We start from the raw sequence: 13,839 nt of genomic DNA, 5'->3' as shown, positions 1-13,839 counted from the left end.
GGTGATGCCGCCCCTTCCCCCGCGCCATGACGCCTGCTCGCCCGTCCACCAGGCCGTCTACCACCAGACGTTCTTGTAGGGCCGGTCCTTGGCGCTGCGCAGCGCGGACCGGTCCACGCTCTCCTCCCACAGCAGGCTCACGGTGGTAATGGCGCCCGCGGAGCCCAGGAAGGACAGCACGTAGGGGGTGGACTGGTTGAAGCCGCCCAGCACCAGGCCGGAGATGAGCAACACCGCCGCGCCCACGCCGCCGCCGAAGAGGTCGGCGCGGAGGATCTGCGACGCCGTGGGGTTGTAGCGCATGGTCGCCAGGGCCAGCACGCCCGCGCCCACTCCCGGGGAGATGAGCAGCATGTCCTTCCACGTCTTGCCGGAGATGGACGTGCCGGAGAAGTGCACGATGGCGAGGAACAGCGCGCTGTACGCCGCCGCCCAGCCCGCGCCGGACGCCACCAGCAGGCCGTCCGAGAGCGGCAGCTGCCCGCCGCCGATGCCCGCCGTCAGCCACGCGCCCAGCTCCGCGCCCAGGAACGCGGACCAGGTGAGCACGCCCGGGTCCTGGGTGATGAGGTCCATGAAGCCCGCGAGGAACATGCCGCCAATGCCCGAGTTGAGGATGGTGAAGTTCGCCATGGGCGTGTCCACCCAGTTGTTGAACTGCCACCACGCGGAAGCGCCGAAGCCCAGGCCCGCGCCAATGAGGGTGCCCGCGAGCATCGACTCGCGCGAGCTGCGGTCGAAGTTGAACTCCTTGTTGAACGCCTGCGTGAAGAAGCCACCCAGCGCGCCCAGGGCCGTGTGGTGCAGCACGAAGCGCGCGCTGCCGGGACCGGACAGGAACGGCCCCCGGCGGCGCTGGCCGTCCAGGAACACGCCGTTGTCCTCCGGCGGCGGGCGGAGCCGCGAGGCGGCGGTCGCGGTCTCGTCGCGAATGGACTCCGGGCGCACCTCCCGCGTGCCTTCCGTCAACGGCGCCTGAGGCTCGGTGCGCAGGCGGTCTGGATCCGTCGGCGCGAGGGGCGCGTCGCTCGCGCGGGGAGGCCCTTCGTCCGGGTTCGCCTGCGTGGGCGGCGGATACGCGTCGATATTCGACGGACCCGCGGGAGGCATCTGCCCGGCGGCGTCGCTGGACGGCCTCACGGGCCGCGGTTCTTCCGCCTGTGGCTCGGCCTGCGAGGACGGCGCCGGGTACATGCCCGGCGCGGGCGGAGGCGGCGGCTGAGGCGCCGGATAGACGCCCGTACCACCCGCCTGCGCGAGTGCGAGGCCCGGCAACATCAGCGCGATCGCGAGGACGGTGACAGGGAGGTTCCAGGTTCGACGGTGTGACACGCGAGGGGCTCCTTGGGTCCGGCCGTCCGGCAGAAAACCACAACCGGTGCGCGCGTGTTGGTTTTCCGCCGCGTGTCGAAGATTCTCGCGCGCCCATGCCTGAAGGCATCTCGTGGTCCGAACTCGGCGTCGACTCCGCCCGCGTGCAGGCGGTGAACGAGGCCCCCTTCCCCCCTGGTCAGCGCGACTTCGTCCTCTACTGGTGCATGGTGAACCATCGGTGGGAGGAGAACCACGCGCTGGACGCCGCCATCGCGCTGGGCAACCACCTGGGCCTGCCCGTCGTCGTCTACCAGGCCATCCGCCCGGACTACCCCTACGCTTCGGAGCGGCTCCACGCGTGGGCCCTGGAGGGCATGGCGGACATGGCGAAGGGCTGCGCCGCGCGCGGCCTGCCGTACTGGCTGGAGCTGCCGCGCACGAAGAAGGAACACAAGCCGAGGCTCGCGAGCCTGGGCCGGCGCGCGGCGGCCGTCGTGTCGGACCTGTTCCCCACGTACATCATCCCCGGCCACCTGCGCGGCGCGGCGAAGGCGCTGCGGGTGCCGCTCATCGCCGTGGACGCCTCCTGCGTGGTGCCCATGCAGCGCATCCCCGCGGCCCAGGTGGGCGCGTACGCGCTGCGCCCCAAGCTGCGCAAGCTGTGGCCGGAGTACCTGGAGCGCACGCTGCCCAGGCGCAAGCCCCGCGTGTCGGGCGCGAAGCTCCAGCCGGACTTCGAGCTGTCCGACGCCGTGCAGGCCCGCGCCGCGCTGGACACGTTCGCGCTGGATCATTCCGTGAAGCCCCTCTCCGAGCGCGGCGGACGCAAGGCGGGCCTCAAGGCCCTGGACGCGTTCCTCGACGAGCGGCTGGAGGGCTACGACACGGGCCGGAATGATCCGGGCCTGGGCCAGCAGTCCAACCTGTCGCCCTACTTCCACTGGGGCAACCTCTTCCCCGGCGAGGCGGCGCGCGCGGCCATCGCGGCGAAGGGCAAGGACCACCCCGCAGTGCAGTCCTTCGTGGAGGAGCTGCTCGTGCGCCGCGAGCTGGGCTTCAACTACTGCTTCCACACGCCCGGCCCGAAGCAGCTGAGCACGGACTCCCTGCCCGGCTGGGCGCGCGAAACGCTCTCACGCCACCGGCAGGATCCGCGCCCGCACCTCTACTCGTTCGAAGAGCTGGATCAGGGCCGCACCCAGGACCCGCTCTGGAACGCGTCCCAACGCGAGCTGCGGGAGCGCGGACGGATCCACAACTACCTGCGCATGCTCTGGGGGAAGAAAATCCTCGAATGGAGCCCCACGCCGGAGGAGGCGCTGGCCCGCATCGCGCGGCTCAACGACACCTACGCGGTGGACGGGCGCGACCCGGCGAGCGTCTCCAACTTCATGTGGGTCCTGGGGCTGCACGACCGGCCCTTCCAGGAGCGCGCGGTGATTGGGAAGGTCCGGCCCATGAGCTCGCTGCGCACCGCGGAGAAGTTCGACCTGGACCCGTACCTGGAGCGCTGGGGCGCCCCGCCCGAACAACCCGGGCCCCCCGCGACCGTGAAGAAGTCCCGCCGTAAGACAGCCAGGTAGGCCGCCGGTGGACATCCCCCTGAAGACGGCGGTTCACTTTCCGGCCCGGGGTCACTAAACCGGACGGACGCACCCGCTTTCGCGGAATGAATCAGGAGTCAGCCATGGGCACGATGAAGTTCGAGATCCCCCACAATCTTCCCAAGGACGAGGTCAAGAAGCGCGTCGAGCAGCTCCTGCAGTACTGGGGCAGCAAGTACGGCGTGAAGTCCGACTGGCAGGGCGAGGAGGGCGCGAAGCTCGCCGGCAAGGTGATGGGCATCAACCTGGACGCCAGCTTCGTCATCACGGACAAGGCCGTGTCCGGCGAGGGCACCGACCCCGGCATGCTGCTGCGCAACCAGGCCAAGACGTACATCCAGAAGAAGTTCGGCGCGGTGCTGGATCCGTCCAAGAGCCTGGATCAGGTGAAGGGCAACCTGGACTGACGCGGACCGCCGTGCGCCGGGCTGTGTGATTCAGCCCGGCTGCTCCTCCAGCGCGGCCAGCGCATAGCGGGCCGCGCGGGAGATGGCCTCCGCGGAGTCGAGCATCTCCGGGTAGTGCCCCGCCAGCGGGCGCTGCGGGTACTTCAGCTGCGCGACGGCGTTGCGGTAGCTGCGCCGGGCCGCCTCGAAGTCCTGCGTGCGCTCCTGCACCTGGGCCAGCAGGTAGTGGCCAATGGCCAGCGTGGGCTCCAGGAACAGGGCCTTGGCCAGCTCGGAGCGCGCCTCGGCCAGGCTCCCCGCCTGCATCGCCGCCACCCCACCGAAGACGCGCGCCTCCACGCACAGCGGCTCGCGCTGGAGCGCCTGACCGAAGGTGTCGCGCGCCTCGTCGATGCGGCCGGTGAGTGAGTACAGGTTGCCCAGCGTCAGGAGCGCGTCCAGGTCGGAGGGCTCGTCCACCAGCAGGCGCTTCACGCCGTCGATGGCGCCAGCGAAGTCGCCCTGCCCCATCTTCCGCACGGCCATGTTCAAGCGCTCCGCGGGCGGCAGCAGCTGCGGCCACGAACCGCTGGGGCGCGCGGGCATCGCTTCCGTCAGGGGCCGGGAGGCGGGCGGATCCACGGGCACCGCCGCGAAGGAGCCGGTCGTCGCGGTCCGCCGCGGAGGCTCCGCGGGACGGGGCGGATCCAGCTTGATGGCGGGGAACTCCCCGCTGCGGCGTCCCAGCGCGCCCAACGCGGGTATCTCCAGGGTGGGCCGGCGCACGGGCGCGTCCGGAGCCCTGGCGCTCGCCGCGTCGGCCAGGCCCGCCGTGCGCAGCCTCGCCGCGGTCTCCGCGTTGGTCTGCATCCGCTGGCGCAGCTCCACCGCGAAGGACTCCGGGCTGCCCGGCCGGGGCTCCGTCGCCATGGGCGCCAGGGGCGGCGGCGGACGGGGGCGCTCGCCCAGGGGGCGCCGGTACACGAACGCGCCGTCCACTTCGATCATCTCGAAGCGGTCATAGACCTTGAACAGGCTCTCCGAGTACCCCAGGAAGAGCAGCCCGCCCGGACGCAGCGCCGCGAGGAAGCGGTCCATCAGCCCGCGGATGGTGGGCAGGTCGAAGTAGATGATGACGTTGCGGCAGAGGATGAGATCCAACGACGCGGGCGCCACCTTGTCGAACACCGGCGCGGCCAGGTTCTGGCCATCGAAGCGGATGTACTCGCGCAGGATGGGCGACGCCTCGTAGCCGTCCTCCACGGGCCGGAAGAAGCGCTTGAGCCGCTCCGGTCCAATGGCCATCGCGCGACGCGTGGTGAAGCGCCCCTGCCGCGCGGCCTCCACCGCGGCCAGGTTCAGGTCGGTGGCCCACAGGTCCACCTCCACCGCGAGCGCGCCCAGCTCCGCCATCACCAGCGCCAGGCTGTAGGGCTCTTCACCGGTGGCGCAGCCGGCGGACCAGATGGACACCTTGCGCATCTCGCGCCGGGCCCGCGCGAGCAGCTCCGGCAGCACGCTCTGCTCCAGCGCGCGGAACTGCTTCGCGTCGCGGAAGAACTCCGTGTGCCCCACCGTCACCAGCGGCAGCAGCGCGCGCAGCTCCTCCTCGCCGCTCGCGCTCATCAGCTTCTGCAGGTACTTCTCCGGGTCGCTCAGCCCCAGCACGGGCATGCGCGTGGACAGGGCGAGCCGCAGGCTGTGGTAGCCATCCAGGGTGATCTTCAGCCCCGCGCGTTCCAGGAGGAGCGCGGACAACTGCTGGAGCACCTTGTTGCCCACGTTCAGCACGCGTCCACCCACTGCACGAGTGTCGGCGCGATGACGCCCAGAGGCAGCACCTGCTGCGCCGCGCCCAGGAGCACGGCCTCGCGAGGCATGCCGTAGACGACGCATGTGGCCTCGTCCTGCGCGATGGTGCGCCCGCCCCGCTCGCGAATCTCCTTCAAGCCCCTGGCGCCGTCGCGGCCCATGCCCGTCAGGATGACGCCGATGCACCGGCGGCCGAAGGACTCCCCGGCCGAAGTGAGCAGCATGTCACACGAGGGGCGGAAGCCCCGCAGGGCAGGTCCTGTATCCAGTTCCAGACGGCCGTCCGGCTTCACCAGCAGATGTCCTCCCGAAGGGGCGATGTACACCGTGCCCGGCTCCATCCACGCGTCATGCGTCGCCTCGACGACGCGCAGCGCCGTCTCCGTGGACAGCCAGTGCGCCAGGCCTTCCGTGAAGCCCTGGCTGATGTGTTGACAGTAGGCGATGGGCGCGGGGAAGCCCCGCGGAATCATCCGCAGCACCGTCGCGACGGCCTTCGGCCCGCCCAGCGAGGCAGCCAGCGCGACCAGGGGGAACGGCGCGGTGGGCCCCTCCTGCACCGGCTGTTTGGCCTTGGACGAGGAAGGCGGCGAGCGCACCCCCTTCACCTGCGCCAGCATCACCAGCTTGCGGTTCACCGCGTGCCAGAAGTCCGGCCCCGGAGTCATGGGCCGGTCCATCACGTCCAGCGCGCCCAGGGCCAGCGCCTGGAACGCCTGCTGACCGGTGAGCACGCCCGGGTGCAGCGCGAGGATGGGCGTGGGGCGCTGGGCCATGATGCGCTCGATGGCGCTCAGCGCCTCCGAGGACACCAGGTCCACCAGCAGCACGTCCGGGAAGTGGCGACGCACCACCGCCTCCGCGCCCACGAAGTCCGCCTCTGGCGGGCCCACGGCGACCAGGGACTCTCCCTCGAAGAGCCCGCGCACCAGCGCGCGCAGGCCCCGCCCCACCAGGAGTACCCGGAACGCCAGTCCCATCACCGCCGTGCCGCCGCCCACGAGAGGCTCCTCAGGTCAGCCTATCGATGGACTGCGCCAGGATCTCCACCCCCAGCTCGCCCTTCACCAGGTACGCATCCGCGCCCGCATCCAGGCCGCGCCGCTTGTCCTCCGGCGACGCGAGCGACGACAGGATGATGACCGGGATGCGCGCCACGGCGGGCGTGCCCTTCAGCCGCCGCGTGAGGGAGAAGCCGTCCAGCTTCGGCATCTGCACGTCGGTGAGGATGAGGTCGTACGTGTTCGTCTGCACCTTCACGTACGCCTCCTCGCCGTCCTGGGCCTCCTCCACGGAGTGGCCCAGCGCCTTGACGAGCGCGCCTTCCGTCGCACGCGCGATGGGAGAGTCGTCCACCAGCAGCACGCGCAGCCGGCGGCTGGCGGGCGCCTGGGTGACGGGGCGGGCCATGCGGCGCACCTCCGTCATGATGTCTGGCACGTGCAGGAGCACCGCGATGCGCCCGTCCTCCAGCGCCGCCGTGCCCGCGATGAACGGCGCGCCCTTGAGGAACTCGCCGCCGCAGGGCTTCACCGCCACCTCGCGCTCGTCCACGAAGCCGTCCACCACCAGCGCGGCGTAGTCGTCGCCGTGGCGCACCACCACCGCGGGGGGCTTGTCGAAGCGGTTGCCGCCGTTGAGGCCCAACAGCGGCCCCAGCGCCACGAGCGCCGTGGGCTTGCCCCGGTGCCGCACCGCCAGCGTGCCGAACACCTCCATGCGGTCATCCGGCTTGATGCGCATGACGGCCACCACGTCCGCGGCGGGCATGCCGTAGACGTCGTCGCCCAGGCGCACCAGCAGCACCTTCATGAGGGCCAGCGACTGAGGCAGGCGCAGCGTGATGGTGGTGCCACGGCCCTGGCGGCTCTGCACGCCCACGGACCCGCCCAGCGTCTCCACCTTGCGCTTCACCACGTCCATGCCCACGCCGCGGCCGGACAGCTCACTGACCTGTTCGCGCGTGGAGAAGCCGGGGCGGAAGATGAGCTCGATGGCCTCGCGCTCCGACAGCGCGGCGGCCTGCACCGGCGACAGCAGGCGCTTGTTGATGGCCACCTGCTTGAGCCGCTCGGTGTCCATGCCGCGGCCGTCGTCCTCCACCTCGATGTGGAGCATGTCGCCGTCCACGCGCACGCGGATGCGGATGCGGCCCGTGTCGGGCTTGCCCATCTGCTGGCGGAAGTCCGCGGACTCCAGGCCGTGGTCCACCGCGTTGCGAAGCAGGTGCACCAGCGCGTCGCGCACGTCGGCCAGCATGGACCGGTCCACGCCGATGTCGGCGTTCTCGATGACCAGGTCCACTTCCTTGTTCTGCGTCTTCGCGATGTCGCGCACCGCGCGAGGGAACGCGTCGAACACGGTGGACAGAGGCACCAGGCGCGCCTCGGCCACGTGGTCCGCCAGCTGGGCCAGGTTGCCGTGCAGCGTGTTGATGCCGTCCCCGTTGCGGCGCACGAAGCGGAACGCGTCGTCGCGCAGCATGTGCAGGTCCGCCTCCGCGCGCTCCAGCTCCGTGCGGATGGCGTCCGGGACGTCCACGTCCTCGGAGATGCGCAGGAAGCGGTCGCCCAGGCGGCTGAAGCGCTCGAAGAGCTGCGCCGTCTCCGTGCTGCGAAGCCGGCCGCGCGCGCTCTCCACCAGCAGGTCGCCGGCGAGCAGGCCCAGCGAGTCCAGCACCTCCACGTTCACGCGGATGCTGCGGTCCGCGATGGAGTTGCTCTTGGCGGCGCTCGGAGCCTCCTCCTCCTTCGAGGCCGGAGCGGGCGCGGCCACGGCGACAGGGTCCGCCACACGGGGCGTGGCCTGCGCGGGCGCCGGGGCAGGCACGGGGGCCTGCGCCACGGCGGCGGGAGGCGCCACCGGAACCACTGGCGCCTGCACCGCGGGCTTGGGCGGAGGCTGCGCGGCGGGCTTGCGCACCGGGCCCAGCGCGGGCACGGGGTGGCCGGACACGTCCGACAGCGCCTTCACCATCTCCTCGGTGGCGGACGAGCCGGTGTGGGCCGCGTCCAGGTCCTCCAGGAGGTCCGACAGCACGTCGCAGGCACGGAGCATGACGTCCGTGGCCGTCTCGGTGGCCGTCTTGCCTTCGCGCTCGGCGCGCAGGACGTCCTCGGCGGCGTGCGCGAGCTGCCCGATGGCGGCCAGGCCCAACATGCGGGCCTCGCCCTTCATCGTGTGCAGTTCGCGCGCGACGTCGTCCGCGGCCTGCTCCGCGGTCTCCTTCTCCAGGTCGATGACTCCCAGTTGGATCTTCTGGAGTCGGTCGGCCGTGACCTCCTGGAACTTCTTCAGGAGGGATTTCTTGAGGGCCTCGGTGTCCATGGGTCGCGGGCGTCAGGGCGCTTGGGGCGCCCTTCGACCCATTTCTCCCCTCAGGAGAACGACTAGTCGGCCTTGAACCGCTTGATGAGCTCCGCGAGCCGGCTCGCGAGCTGGGTGAGCTCGGCGGCGGCCCCGGTGGCCTGCTTCGACGCCTGCGTCGTCTGGCGCGTCACATCCTCGATCTCCGCCATGGACGCAACCACCTGCTCGGTGGCCGTGCGCTGCTGCTGGGTCGCCAGGTTGATGACCCGGGCCGCGTCGCTCGTCTCCTGCACGCCGGCGAGGATGCCCTCCACCGCCTGCGCCGCCACCGCGCCCAGCTTCTCGCCGGACTCCGTGGCGTGCTTGGACGCGTCCGCGGCGCCCGCGGCGGCCTGCGTGGCCTCGCGGATCTCGGTGATCAGGTTCTTGATCTCCTTGGTGGACTCCAGGACGTTCTCCGCCAGCCGGCGCATCTCCGCCGCGACGATGGAGAAGCCCTTGCCCGCCTCACCCGCGCGGCTGCCTTCCAGCGCCGCGTTGAGCGCCAGCAGGTCGGAGCGGTCCGCGATCTCGTCAATCACCTCCACCACCGTGCCAATGCGCTCCACGCGCTTGGACAGCTTGGAGATGGAGTCCGCCACCGCGACGCCGTCGCTGCGGATCTGCTGCATGGCCTGGATGAACTCGCCAATGGCGCCACGGCCCGCGCGGGCCGCGCCCAGCGTCTCCTCCGCCACGCGCGCCACGCTGCCCGCGTTCTCCGCGATCTGCGCGGAGGCGTGCTTCAGCTCCTCCATGGTCGCGGTCGTCTCGTGGATGGCCGCGGCCTGCTCGGTGGAGGACGTCTCGTGCTGCGTGGACGCCGCCAGCACCTGGTTGGCGGAGGACGACAGCCGCAGCGCGGCCTCGTTGATCTCCCGCACGAAGATGCGCAGCGTCTCAATGACCTTGCCAAAGCCCTCCAGCAGGGGCCCGAGCTGGGGGTCTTCGGTGGACGTGTTCCAGCGCGACAGGTCGCCTTCACGCACCAGGATGATGAGCGAGTCGAGCGCCTGATCGATCTCCTGCGCCGCCACCTGCTTGCGGTGCTCCGCGGAGGAGAACTGCTCCAGCACCTGGTTGAGCAGGTGGCCAAAGCCAGTGGTGTCCGCCTGCACGCGGTCCGGCGGCACGCGCGCGTTCAGGTTGCCGGCCAGCACCGACATCAACGTGTCGGTGAAGGGCTTGAACGGATCCGTCACCGTGTTGGCGATGACGGACTCCGCGCCGGCCTTCACGCCCGGGGACTTCCTCGCGCCGCGAGACTTCGCGGGCTTCTCGTTGGGGCTCTCCAGGGACATGTGTGTCAGTGCCTTCCTTGCGTCTTCAAGGTTTCCGCCAAATCAATGAGCAACACGGGGCGGCCCGCCTCTTCATCCAGGCAGATGCCCACCGCATATGAAGCCGCCGCGGCGGCGGCCGGCATGCGGCGCAGCCCGGCGAGCGGGATGGTGCGTACCCCGTTGACGGCGTCCACCTTCAGGTGGCCCTCGCCCTCGGGGGTGTCGAACACGAGCGCGCGGTGGCCCTTGTGGGGCAGGCCCAGGTCGCGCACGGTCAGGTCGTCCGGGAGCGCCCGGTCGATGCGCAGCACGGACGACGCGTCCGTGCCGTACTCCGAATCACCAATCTGGAAGAAGAGGACGTCCACCTCTCCCAGGGCCCGGTCCTTATCCGCGTCCAGCCCGGGGGATTCCTCATCCAGCAGGACGTTGCCGCTCATCGCACCACCGCGCGCTGACGGGCCGTCTGCAGGAGCTTGGAGAAGTTGAGCAGGTTGAGGCCATCCGACGGACCTGACCCCTGCACCACGCCCAGGAGGTGCTCCGCGGCCTGATCACCGCCCAGGGGCGGCGGCAGGATGTCCGCCACGGGGATGCGGCGCAGGCCGAGCACGATGTCCGCCACCACGCCGGAGACGTAGTTGCCGCTGACGCCCACGAAGATGCGGGTGCGCGGACCGATGCGCGCCTCGCCCTTGCTGAGGAAGCGCAGCAGGTCCACCACGGGCAGCACCTGGCCGCGGTGGCCGGTGACGCCCAGGATGAAGGACGGCGTGCGCGGCAGTGGCGTGAGCAGCCCGGCGCGCAGCACCTCGAGCACGTTCTCACTGGGAACGCCAAAGCGCAGCTCGCCCACGCGGAAGCAGAAGAATTCCAGCTCCGGCCGGGCCTGGGCGGCCACCGTGCGGTCTGGCGCCATGCGCAAGGCGCGTTGGAGGGGGGAGGAGTTCGGGGTCAAGGCAGCGAAGTATCCGAGACCAGGATAAAGAGGGTCAAGGGTCCATCGTCCGGTGCCGGACCGGCCGCCTGCCCTCCGTTTCGATGGTCCATCGTGACCCAAAGGTGTAGGGTTGTGCGCTGGAAGCCCCTGAGGAGGACGATGTCCCGCGTACTGGTCATTGACGACAGCCCGATGCTTCTGGAGCTTACCGTCCGGGCCCTGACGGCCGCCGGCTATGAGGCCAGTGGCGCACAGGACCTGGCCGCGCTCGACCAGAAGCTCACCGAGGGCCCGTTCGCGCTCATCCTCATGGACGTGAACATGCCGGAGATGTTCGGCGACGACGTCGTCGAGTACCTCCGCAAGCAGAAGGGCGTCACCGCCAAGCTCGTCCTCTACTCGGACATCTCCGAGCAGGAGCTGGAAGCGAAGGTGAAGAACTCCGGCGCGGACAGCTACATCCTCAAGAGCGGAGGCCTGGAGGGCGTCCTGGGAGGCGTCATGGGACTCATCGGCGCCCCGGCGCTGAACATCCCCGTCCCCCCCCCCGCCCCGGCCACCGCCCCCGCCGCACCAGCCCCGACGGCGGCTCCGGCCGCACCCGCCACGGGTTCCGGCGGACTCCCCAAGGCCCCGATGGCCGCCGGGGGGCGCAAGCCGCGCATCCTCATCGTGGACGACAGTGAGATGACCGCGCGGATCATCGAAGCGGACCTGGTGTCCAAGGGCTTCGAGGTCCACGTCGCGGACACCGCGGACAAGGCCACGAAGATCATCCTGAAGAAGCAGACGCGCCCGGACCTGGTGCTGCTGGACGTGCGCATGCCCAACGTGAACGGCGAACAGTTCTGCCGCTTCATCAAGAGCAACAGCCTCTTCAAGGGCATCAAGGTGCTGCTGTGCTCCGGTGAGAACGTCGAGGAGCTCCAGCGCATCTGCCGCGAGGCCGGCGCCGACGGCTACATCCCCAAGGACGCCGTGATGGGCAGCCTCGTCGCCAAGGAGCTGATGCCCCCTGGCGCCGAGTAGTCGCCGCGCGCTTCAGGGCTTCGCCGCCGCCTCGGGCGTCACGGACGCATCGGGCGCCGCGGTCTCCTGGGCCGGGCAGCTCGTCTTGGCGGCCCGCTCCTGCAACTGCTCCTGGACCTCCGCAGACTTCGCCTCGGAGGGCTTCGCGTTCTCCACGAAGCGCTGGTACGCGGCCAGCGCCTCGCAGGGCTTGCCCAGCGCGTCGTAGGTCTTCACCAGCGAGTTGAGGATGGGACGCTGGCCGGGCTGCAGATCGAAGGCCTTCTGCAATTCCGCCGCGGTCTCCTCGGTACGCCCCAGCGCCTCCAGCGAGAGTCCGCGCCACACGTGGTAGCTCGCGTTGTCCGGCTGCGCGGCCACCAGCGCGGTGGCGGCCTTCAGCGCCAGCTCCTTCTCCCCGGTGCGCGCGTTGGCCGTGTACGCCAGCTGGAGCAGGACGATGTTGGGGCCGCACTTCTCACCGAACGTGTCCGTCACGCGGGTGAGGCCCTTCATGTCACCGGTGTCCAGCAGCAGCTGCGCCAGCTGCTGCGCCTTCGCCTTGTCGCACGGCGTCTCCGCCAGCTCCTCACGCAGCTTGCGCACGAGCGGCTTCTTCAGGCCGTGGTCGAACTCCGGCTCCTCGGGCGCCTTGCTGCACGCACCGAGGACGGCGCCGGAGGAGAGACAGAAGACGGCGAGGCGTAACGCGGAACGGAAGGAGGAAGCGGACATGCCGTCCTGCGTAGCCCTTCCCTCCCGGACGGTCAAACCTCCGGTGCGCTCGCGGCGTTCTCCCGTTCATCCAGGCCGCGCGCGAAGTTGCCGATGATGAGCCCCGGCCGCGCCGCCTTCAGCCGCTGGAGCAGCGTGCGGATGCCCACCGGCTCGCCGCCCGCGCCCACGCCGCGCGCGACCTCCAGGTACTGGAGCGGATCAATGCACAAGGAGCGCGTCTGGACCTGATCCACGCGGTACTTGCGCACCAGGTTCTCCAGCGCCCGCACTTCACCCTCGCGGTCGGTGACGCCGGGGAACAGGAGCAGGTTGAGCGCCAGGTACGCGCCCCGCTCGCGCGCCAGCGCGATGGACGCCTCCACGTCCTCCCAGCCGTACTTCACCGGCTTGTAGTAGGCCTCGTAGAGGCCCTTGGACGCGGAGTTGAGCGACACGCGCACGGCGTCCAGCCCCGCGTCCAGCAGGGCCTCGAGCCCGTGCGTGAGGCTGGCGTTGGTGTTGATGTTGATGGAGCCCTTGTCCGTCTTCGCGCGCATCAGGCGGATGGACTCCGCGATGAACTTCCAGCGCGTGAGCGGCTCGCCCTCGCAGCCCTGGCCGAAGCTCACCATGGTGCGGCCCGGCGCGTGCTCCAGGTGGTACAGGCCGATGGCCGCCATCTCCTCCGCGGAGGGGCCGTCATCCATGCGCTCGTGCGAGGCAGGAGGGCCGTCCGCGGGCTGATCCGAGATGCAGCCCACGCAGCGCGCGTTGCACATCACCGACGCGGGGATGGCGCCCTCGTCGCGCGCGTAGAAGATGTTCTGCGACGTGAAGCACCGGTACAAAAGCGCGCACGTCTTCAGCTGCTTGAGCACGCGGCTGTCCGGGAAGCGCTTCATGTGCGCCGTCACCAGGCCCTTCAGCTCCGGCGTGGAGTACGCCTCCGGCTCCCAGTGCGAACGCCGGTCCGTGTGGATGGCCCACGCGAGCGGCCCCTTCTCTCCCCACGCCGCCGCCGTGTACGCCCACTGCGGCAGCACTGGCCCGCTGCCCTTCACCTCTCCGGGGAGGAACGTGCGCGTGTAGCCGGGAGGCAGCAGCGCGCCTACGGCGTTGGGCACGAAGGTCTTGCCGCCCACCTTCATCTCGCGCACCAGCTCCAGCTCACCGGAGTCCGGGTTGAGTCCCACGGGCAGGCGGCCAGGCAGGTGCACCAGGCGCCCGGCCGCTGGCAGGGCGATGGGCTTGTCCTGCGGGGGCACCAGCTCCTCGCCGCTGCGCAGGGTGGCGATGAGGTAGGGATGCTCCATGACCCGGCCCTTGGGGTCGGCGAAGAGCAGTTTCGGCGAGTGCGTCATGCGCTGTTAACTAACACGGGTGGGCCGCCCTGCGTCCAACGCCTCGCGTCATGTGGATGGATGAAT

General features: G+C 70.6%; 12 protein-coding genes. 3 read left to right on the top strand and 9 right to left on the bottom strand.

Annotated elements, in window-relative coordinates:
- Window positions 1–57: 57 nt before the first annotated feature.
- Window positions 58–1,332, bottom strand: coding sequence for a hypothetical protein (locus tag D7X30_RS11705; RefSeq protein WP_199724246.1), 1,275 nt, complete (start codon window positions 1,330–1,332; stop codon window positions 58–60).
- Between the two features lie 95 nt (window positions 1,333–1,427).
- Between D7X30_RS11705 and D7X30_RS11700 the strand changes: the two genes are divergently transcribed.
- Window positions 1,428–2,897, top strand: a complete 1,470-nt coding sequence (locus D7X30_RS11700; RefSeq protein WP_120562970.1) for a deoxyribodipyrimidine photo-lyase — start codon at window positions 1,428–1,430, stop codon at window positions 2,895–2,897.
- Window positions 2,898–3,001: 104 nt separating this feature from the next.
- Window positions 3,002–3,325 carry a polyhydroxyalkanoic acid system family protein gene (locus D7X30_RS11695; RefSeq protein WP_120562969.1) on the top strand — a complete coding sequence of 108 codons (324 nt, stop codon included), beginning with the start codon at window positions 3,002–3,004 and terminating at the stop codon, window positions 3,323–3,325.
- A gap of 30 nt (window positions 3,326–3,355) precedes the next feature.
- Here the strand turns inward: D7X30_RS11695 and D7X30_RS11690 are convergent, their stop codons facing one another.
- From D7X30_RS11690 to D7X30_RS11665, 6 genes are all read right to left on the bottom strand, one after another.
- Window positions 3,356–5,095 carry a protein-glutamate O-methyltransferase gene (locus D7X30_RS11690; RefSeq protein ID WP_120562968.1) on the bottom strand — a complete coding sequence of 580 codons (1,740 nt, stop codon included), beginning with the start codon at window positions 5,093–5,095 and terminating at the stop codon, window positions 3,356–3,358.
- On the bottom strand, window positions 5,089–6,090 hold the full coding sequence (locus D7X30_RS11685) for a chemotaxis protein CheB (protein WP_120563276.1): 1,002 nt from the start codon (window positions 6,088–6,090) through the stop codon (window positions 5,089–5,091). The genes D7X30_RS11690 and D7X30_RS11685 overlap by 7 nt, the downstream gene beginning before the upstream one ends.
- Before the next feature lie 37 nt (window positions 6,091–6,127).
- Window positions 6,128–8,443 carry a hybrid sensor histidine kinase/response regulator gene (locus tag D7X30_RS11680; protein ID WP_120562967.1) on the bottom strand — a complete coding sequence of 772 codons (2,316 nt, stop codon included), beginning with the start codon at window positions 8,441–8,443 and terminating at the stop codon, window positions 6,128–6,130.
- 62 nt (window positions 8,444–8,505) lie between these two features.
- Window positions 8,506–9,765, bottom strand: coding sequence for a methyl-accepting chemotaxis protein (locus D7X30_RS11675; RefSeq protein ID WP_120562966.1), 1,260 nt, complete (start codon window positions 9,763–9,765; stop codon window positions 8,506–8,508).
- 5 nt (window positions 9,766–9,770) lie between these two features.
- Window positions 9,771–10,187: a Frizzy aggregation protein FrzB gene (locus D7X30_RS11670; protein ID WP_233591520.1), complete on the bottom strand. Its 417-nt coding sequence runs from the start codon at window positions 10,185–10,187 to the stop codon at window positions 9,771–9,773.
- Window positions 10,184–10,666 carry a chemotaxis protein CheW gene (locus D7X30_RS11665; RefSeq protein WP_120562965.1) on the bottom strand — a complete coding sequence of 161 codons (483 nt, stop codon included), beginning with the start codon at window positions 10,664–10,666 and terminating at the stop codon, window positions 10,184–10,186. Before D7X30_RS11665 ends, D7X30_RS11670 begins: the two co-directional genes overlap by 4 nt.
- A gap of 180 nt (window positions 10,667–10,846) precedes the next feature.
- Here D7X30_RS11665 and D7X30_RS11660 point away from each other — a divergent pair, with 180 nt between their 5' ends.
- Window positions 10,847–11,716 carry a response regulator gene (locus D7X30_RS11660; protein ID WP_120562964.1) on the top strand — a complete coding sequence of 290 codons (870 nt, stop codon included), beginning with the start codon at window positions 10,847–10,849 and terminating at the stop codon, window positions 11,714–11,716.
- 12 nt (window positions 11,717–11,728) lie between these two features.
- Here D7X30_RS11660 and D7X30_RS11655 read toward each other — a convergent pair whose 3' ends face one another.
- The gene (locus D7X30_RS11655) at window positions 11,729–12,430 is read right to left on the bottom strand and encodes a hypothetical protein (protein WP_120562963.1); all 702 of its coding nucleotides are present in this window, start codon (window positions 12,428–12,430) and stop codon (window positions 11,729–11,731) included.
- Between the two features lie 32 nt (window positions 12,431–12,462).
- Window positions 12,463–13,773, bottom strand: a complete 1,311-nt coding sequence (locus tag D7X30_RS11650) for a radical SAM protein (RefSeq protein ID WP_120562962.1) — start codon at window positions 13,771–13,773, stop codon at window positions 12,463–12,465.
- Window positions 13,774–13,839: the final 66 nt, after the last annotated feature.

This window comes from Corallococcus sp. AB011P, assembly GCF_003611605.1.
Classification (GTDB): domain Bacteria; phylum Myxococcota; class Myxococcia; order Myxococcales; family Myxococcaceae; genus Corallococcus; species Corallococcus coralloides.
This window is presented reverse-complemented; position numbering and strand designations above follow the sequence as displayed.